The organism is Qipengyuania sp. (genome assembly GCF_042095715.1).
Classification (GTDB): domain Bacteria; phylum Pseudomonadota; class Alphaproteobacteria; order Sphingomonadales; family Sphingomonadaceae; genus Qipengyuania.
In genome coordinates this window covers 22623-28880 of record NZ_JBELMO010000039.1, presented here as the reverse complement: position 1 = coordinate 28880, position 6258 = coordinate 22623, and the positions used below count along the sequence as shown (strand labels likewise).

7 protein-coding genes are annotated in these 6258 nt (G+C 61.1%); 6 read left to right on the top strand and 1 reads right to left on the bottom strand.

Annotated elements, in window-relative coordinates; genetic code table 11:
• A partial coding sequence (locus tag ACFDTG_RS10400; protein WP_375290970.1) for a carotenoid oxygenase family protein occupies positions 1-1168 on the bottom strand: 1168 nt, incomplete at its 3' end.
• Positions 1169-1325: 157 nt separating this feature from the next.
• Here ACFDTG_RS10400 and ACFDTG_RS10395 point away from each other — a divergent pair.
• From ACFDTG_RS10395 to ACFDTG_RS10370, 6 genes are read left to right on the top strand one after another with little or no spacing between them, the layout of a single operon-like run.
• A complete protein-coding gene (locus ACFDTG_RS10395) occupies positions 1326-1832 on the top strand; it encodes an SgcJ/EcaC family oxidoreductase (RefSeq protein ID WP_375290969.1) in 507 nt (168 codons plus the stop codon).
• Positions 1780-3132, top strand: coding sequence for an MFS transporter (locus ACFDTG_RS10390; RefSeq protein WP_375290972.1), 1353 nt, complete (start codon positions 1780-1782; stop codon positions 3130-3132). The genes ACFDTG_RS10395 and ACFDTG_RS10390 overlap by 53 nt, the downstream gene beginning before the upstream one ends.
• A gap of 5 nt (positions 3133-3137) precedes the next feature.
• Positions 3138-4064 (top strand): winged helix-turn-helix transcriptional regulator, encoded by a 927-nt coding sequence (locus ACFDTG_RS10385; RefSeq protein ID WP_375290968.1) that lies wholly within the window; start codon positions 3138-3140, stop codon positions 4062-4064.
• A 42-nt stretch (positions 4065-4106) separates the two neighbouring features.
• Positions 4107-4958, top strand: a complete 852-nt coding sequence (locus ACFDTG_RS10380) for an SDR family NAD(P)-dependent oxidoreductase (RefSeq protein WP_375290967.1) — start codon at positions 4107-4109, stop codon at positions 4956-4958.
• Complete coding sequence (locus tag ACFDTG_RS10375) at positions 4958-5713, top strand: SDR family NAD(P)-dependent oxidoreductase (protein ID WP_375290966.1); 756 nt, start codon at positions 4958-4960, stop codon at positions 5711-5713. Before ACFDTG_RS10380 ends, ACFDTG_RS10375 begins: the two co-directional genes overlap by 1 nt.
• A gap of 2 nt (positions 5714-5715) precedes the next feature.
• Positions 5716-6246: a nuclear transport factor 2 family protein gene (locus ACFDTG_RS10370; RefSeq protein WP_375290965.1), complete on the top strand. Its 531-nt coding sequence runs from the start codon at positions 5716-5718 to the stop codon at positions 6244-6246.
• Positions 6247-6258 lie beyond the last annotated feature (12 nt).

Below are 6258 nucleotides of genomic sequence, written 5' to 3'. Positions count from 1 at the left end.
CTGGCTTGGCGACGGTGGAGTAGACGTAATGGTATTTCCGCCCTGCGAACTTCTTGTTGATCATGCCGAATTCGACCGTGCGATCGTCCAGCCGTTCCTCGGTCGTCGTTCCGTCCGTCAGGTTGAAGCGCCAGCGGTGTAACCTGGTGCCCAGTGAGTGCCCGTCGAGGTAGGCCATCATGTGCGCGTGCTCACCGTGCTCCTGAAACTTCTCGGGGCGGGGTGTGGGGTCTTCCTGGAAATACCCGTCCATGATTACCTCATCGCCTTCCTCGTAGGCGTTGAGCCAGTGGAGCACGTAAGTCGGTTCTGCCTCGAACCACCGGATTTCCTCGGACTTGCCGTGGCGCGGGACCAGCGCGAAGCGTGAGGGGACGCCCTTGTGCAGACGCACGGCGTGCAGGTTGCGGTGCTTCATCAGTTCCTCGTCCCAGAACACGGGCAGATCGTTGAGGATCGCCCAGTTCTCGGAAAAGATCATGTCGTGCGGCAGGCGCGGCCCCGGTAGTGGAACGGGGATATAGTTCGTCAGCTTCCCGTCCGCGTCGACTACCCCATAATGCATGTAGGGCGGGTGCTTCGAATAGTTGAAGAACAGCAGTTCGCCGGTCGCCTCGTCAACCTTGGGATGGGCCGAAATCCCGTCGATCGGTACCCACGGCGCGATGCCTTCGTTCTCCAGCGTCTCGGGATCGAGCACGTAGCCTTCTCCACACTGGTAGAACGTCGCGATCGCCTTGCCTGCATGGACCACGATATCGGTCGAGGCGGCGTCCTTGAGATCGCCCTTGGCTCCGAAGCCGGGTCTTTTCGACACTCCCGGCCCGTCTGCGAGACCACCCCACAGTGCGCCGCCCTCGATCTGTTCGGCTTCGAAGCAACGTGTGCGCACAAAGCGATTGCGATAGGTTGCGCGGCCTTCGGAAAAGGCGATCTGATGGATCATCCCGTCGCCGTCGAACGGATGATGCCGACCTATCGGCTGATGCACCGGGTTCTCAGTGTTTCTAAGATAAAGTCCGTCGATGTCCTCCGGTATCTTTCCCTCGAGCACTTCGAGTTCCGAAGCATTCACCTCTTCATGTTGCGGTGTCCAGGGGCCGGACATGTAAGGATGATTCGACGGGCGAAGGGTAGATTTTACCCGGGGCAGCTTTTCGACGCGCATGGCAACTCGCTTCCGCAAATTTTTTGGCTATGGCGGTTCGATAGCGCGACTCGGTATTGTATTGCAAGCAAATCGCTCACGAGTATTAACTATCGCTTGACCATCTCCCCTTGAACATCCATCGACTACTTGCATAAAAATACCAAAGGAGAGAGCTATGTCTGTCAGCCTGATCATCCACGCTCTCGCGCTCGCTGCGCAGCCACCTGCCAGTGCACAAATGCCAGCGCAGTTGGTCCATGAGCCCGCGAGCATCGAGGAGAGAGAAATGCAGGAAAATGCCCAACACAATATCGCTGTGGTAAAGAAGATGATCGCGGCATGGGAAGCCCGCGATGCTGAAGCCATTACCAACATGTTTACCGAAGACGGCGTGCTTCATTCGATGATGATAGACCCTATCGTGGGGCGCGAGGACATTCTGCCGCGGATGCAATTCCTCGTCGACAATGCCAGCCACATGCACCTCAATGTGCGCAACTGGGCGGTAACCGGCGACACGGTCTTTATCGAACGTCAGGACGAATTCACTTTCAAGGGACATGAAGGCAAGGTGCCGGTGGTCGGCGTGCTGGTGGTCGAAGGCGACAAGATCAAGGAATGGCGCGAATATTACGACCGCGCCGAACTGCTCGAGGCCATGGGAGTGGAAGGCGATTTCTGAGATCGTCTCGCCGACGGTTAACCGCCCCGGGCGGACGCCACTAAGGGCATGGCTGACGCTGGCCGCGCTGTTCATCGCTTACATCTGCAGCTTCATAGACCGGATGATCGTCAGCCTTCTGGTCGACCAGATCAAAAGCGATCTGAATATAACCGATTTTCAGATCAGCCTGATTCAAGGGCTGAGCTTCGCGCTCTTCTTCACGATAGCCTCGATTCCGCTCGGGCGACTGATCGATCGCGTGAATCGGACGCGCGCGATAGCAGTGGGCATCGCGGCGTGGAGCGCAGCGACTGTTGCCTGCGGACAGGCGACCAGCTTCATTGGCCTGTTCCTCGCACGCATGGGTGTAGGCGTTGGTGAGGCGGTGCTTTCGCCTGCGGCCTACTCGATCATCGCGGACAGTTTCCCGCGCCGGAGGCTCGGGCTCGCGATGGGCCTTTTCGGGCTTGGCAGCGCAACGGGTGCCGGGCTCGCTTTCATGATTGGCGGCGGTGTGGTCGCGCTCGTGGCGCAGGCCGAGACGATGAGCCTGCCGATCTTCGGTACGGTTCGACCGTGGCAATTCGCTTTCATCGTTGCCGGAATTCCCGGGTTCCTTATCGCACTGGCATTCCTGTTCATCCCCGATCCCGGACACACAACCCGTTCGAGCAAGAACGAAGGATTACCTTGGGCGGCAATAGGGGCGGAATTGCGTCAGCGGTCCGGCTTCTACTGGTCGGTCTTTGGCGGTGTCGCAGCAGTTAATTTATCGGTCCTCGGCACGGTCAACTGGCTGCCAGCAATGTATATGCGCGGTTTCCAGACGGATCTTGCGACGACCGGCTATATAGCCGGTTCGCTCCTGATTGCCGGGGGTCTGCTCGGCATGGTAGGCGGGGGCGCTATTATGGACCGTTTTGGTGGAGGCGTTGCTGGGGCGCGGATGCGCTTTTGCGGCTGGGCGGTGGCCATTGCGGTTATTCCCGCCATCGCCTTCCCCCTGGTGCCGGATATTTGGCTGGCGGGCCTGCTGTTCGTCGCGTTCTTCACCGCTGCGGCGGCGGTAGTCAGCGCCGCGCCCAGCGTGCTGCAGGAAATGGCGCCTGAGGGAATGCGCGCTACGATTGCCGCGATCTATGTCTTCGTCGTCAACGCGGTGGGCATAGGTATCGGCGCCAGCGTGACCGCGGCGATCTCCGACTCGCTCTTCCCCGGTGGAGACGGCATTCGCAATGCGATGGCGATCGTGGCGCCGCTTGGATATGCAATCGGCGCGGCCCTATTTTTCAACGCGGCGAGGCATGCTAAACGCTGAGCCCTATGAATGCACCGGTCAGAATTCGTACATGCTCCATCTGGCGTAGCCTGGAAGTTGTCGGCGATACCCCCACACTGCTGGTAATCGAGGCGAGCTGGCTGGGAGAGCGACGGTTCGACGGCTTCCGTCAGCGTACCGGCTTGCTTAAGGCCCTGCTCAGCGACCGCCTGAAGAAGCTGGTTGCAGCGGGCCTTTTCGAAAAGCGCCAATATTGCGACGCCCCGCCACGCTTCGAATATGTGATGACCACCAAGGGGCGCGACCTCTACTGGACATCGCTGATGATGCTCCGATGGGAGACTGGTTGGGCGAAATCTGGCAACATCACCGTCGAACTGACGCACAAAACCTGCGGCCATCGCTTCGTGGCCGATCCCGCCTGCGGCAGCTGCGGCGAGACAATCAGTGCGTTCGAAGTTGACTGGCGCGAGGGCCCTGGCGTCGGCCTGATGGCCCCAAGCTACAGTCGCCGCCGCCAGCAGCGTCATTCACCGGAAACCGCAACATCGCTGATGAATGAGTCGGCGCAGCTTATGGGGGACCGCTGGGCTAGCCTGATCATGCGGTCAATCTTCACCAACCTGTACCGCTTCGATGAGATCAGGCAGGACACGGCGATTGCCACGAACATCCTTTCCGAGCGGCTCAAGTGGCTCGAATTGATTGGCGTCATCCGGCAGAGGACTGATCCGGCCTCCCCCTCGACCACGCAATACCGCGTGACCCGCAAGGGCGTGGAGTACTATCCGGTGTTGCTAATGCTGATGATCTGGGGCGATCGTTACTACGCCTCGCCCGAGGGTGCGCCGGTCCTGCTGTTTCACAAAAATTGTGGCGGGCCGCTCAATCCGAAGGTTGTCTGCTCGCATTGCCGTGAGCCGATCGTCAGCACCGATGTCGAATATACGATCGGTAGCAAAGCGCCCTGATTATACTTTCATTATCGAACTGACCCCGTTAGCATCGAGGGGATGACAAGACGTTCGACGATTGTGACTGGCGCGGGCGCCGGACTGGGTGCCGCATTCGCAAAGGCGGTTGCGGCGGAGGGCTCCCAAGTGCTGGTGAACAACCGCCGCCATGCGCACCGGCCATATCTTGCACAGGGCGTCGTCGATCAGATCATTGCCGCAGGCGGCGCAGCTGCGATCGACGAACACGCGGTCGATGCGCTCGACGGACCCGAAGCGATCATTCAGGCGGCGCTCGACCAATTCGCCGGTCTCGATGCACTGGTGCTCAATGCAGGGATCAGCGGCCCCGCTATCAAGGTCGGCGAGGGTGACACGGAGCTTCGTCAGGTGATGGAGGTCAACTTCTTCGCCAACACCCGGCTGGTCGAGGCCGCGCTCCCGCACCTGCGCCAGTCACCGTCGGGGCGGATCGTGATGATCTCCTCGACCGGCGGCCTCCACGGAGTACGCGGGCGCAGCGCCTATGCCGCCTCCAAAGGCGCGGCGACGGCGTATGCGCTCAGCCTCTCCGACGAATTGAGGCGCGAGGGGGTCCTGGTCAACGTGCTGACCCCCTACGCGCAGACCAAGATGACCGCCCGGCCCGACCGTGAACCCGACCCGCGCCTCGCGCCCGAAGGCGCCGCCGCAATGTGCGCGTGGTTGGCGAGCGAGGCGTGCGACCGGACTGGCGAGATCTGGGTCGCAGGCGGCGGATACATGCGCGCGGCCAAGGCGGTGGAAAGCCGCGCCGCGCGATTCCGGCCCGATGGGCTGGATGAACTGGCGACGCTGCCCGAACCCCGCGGTTTCCGAGGCGGGGAAGCCGCATTCGCCGATTTCTATCGTGATGCATTCGGAGAGGATTGATGAAAGTAGAAGGCTGCACCGCTCTTGTGACCGGTGCCAACAGAGGCATCGGCAAAGGCTTTGTCGAGGAACTGCTCGAACACGGAGCGCGCAAGGTCTACGTCGCTTCGCGCAAGTTTGAGGACGCACAGGAGATTGCCGACGGGGAAGATCGGCTGGAGGCGGTGCAACTCGACGTGACCGACTCCGATCAGGTTGCCGCCGCTGCGGCGAAATGCACGGACCTGACCCTGCTGGTCAACAATGCAGGGGTCTTCCACCTCGGCAAGACCCTGCTCGGGGCCGAAGACGAAAGCTCGATCCGCGAAACGATGGAGGTCAACTTCTTCGGCCCCGTGCGGTTAATTCGCGCCTTCGCTCCGGTGCTCAAGACCAATGGAGGCGGTGCTGTCATCAATGTGCTGTCGGCGGGCGGCATCGTTGCCGTGCCCTCTATGGGAGGATACAGCCCGTCCAAGTTCGCGATGCGCGCGGCGGGCGACTGCCTGCGGCCCGAACTGGCGAAGCAGGGCACAACGCTGCATGCGCTGATCGTCGGATCGGTTGATACGCGTATGGCCAAGCATGTGACCTGGATGGAACAGGCTTCTCCGCGCGATATCGGCAAGGCTGGGATCGTCGCGGTCGAGCATAATATCGAAGAGCACGACACCGACCCGCACGCAGTCTCCGTACGTGCCTTCCTCGCGCGCGATCCGGGTACGCTCAAGGCGTCGATGGCGCGCGGGCTCGAAAATCCCGACGGGAGGCGCTGATCATGGCCCACGCGAACACTCTAGAGACTCTGCTCGCCAGGCAGGACATCCACGATTGTATCATGCGCTACGCGCGCGGGATCGATCGCGGTGACGAGGGACTGCTGCTGAGCTGTTACTGGGACGATGCACACGAAATACACGGGCCCGCCTATAATGGCCCGGCGGTGCCCTACCTTAAGGAAGCCGCCAAGCGCATGAAGACGAACAAGCCGGTGATGCAGCACTTCATCGGCAATGTTCATATCGAGCTGCACGGTGAGGACACGGCCTGGGCCGAAAGTTATATTCTTACCTTCGCGCGCTTTGCCAAGAATGGGCAGGATTACGACACCTTCACCGGCGCGCGCGCCTTCGACCGGTTCGAGAGGCGCGATGGCGAATGGCGCATCGCGCACCGCCAGGCGGTGTTCGACTGGAACCGCGACGTGCCGAGCGCCGAAACCTGGTGTCTCGGCCTGTTCGACACTGGCCACGAGGATATGGTGATGGGACAGAAAGCGCCCAACGACCTTACCTACCGCCGCGAGTAGGGCAAAACCTCA

Excerpts from the sequence above, each read along its gene's own strand:
- ACFDTG_RS10395 (WP_375290969.1), top strand. The coding sequence starts at position 1,326 with ATGTCTGTCAGCCTGATCATCCACGCTCTCGCGCTCGCTGCGCAGCCA.
- ACFDTG_RS10385 (WP_375290968.1), top strand. The coding sequence starts at position 3,138 with ATGAATGCACCGGTCAGAATTCGTACATGCTCCATCTGGCGTAGCCTG.
- ACFDTG_RS10380 (WP_375290967.1), top strand. The coding sequence starts at position 4,107 with ATGACAAGACGTTCGACGATTGTGACTGGCGCGGGCGCCGGACTGGGT.
- ACFDTG_RS10375 (WP_375290966.1), top strand. The coding sequence starts at position 4,958 with ATGAAAGTAGAAGGCTGCACCGCTCTTGTGACCGGTGCCAACAGAGGC.
- ACFDTG_RS10370 (WP_375290965.1), top strand. The coding sequence starts at position 5,716 with ATGGCCCACGCGAACACTCTAGAGACTCTGCTCGCCAGGCAGGACATC.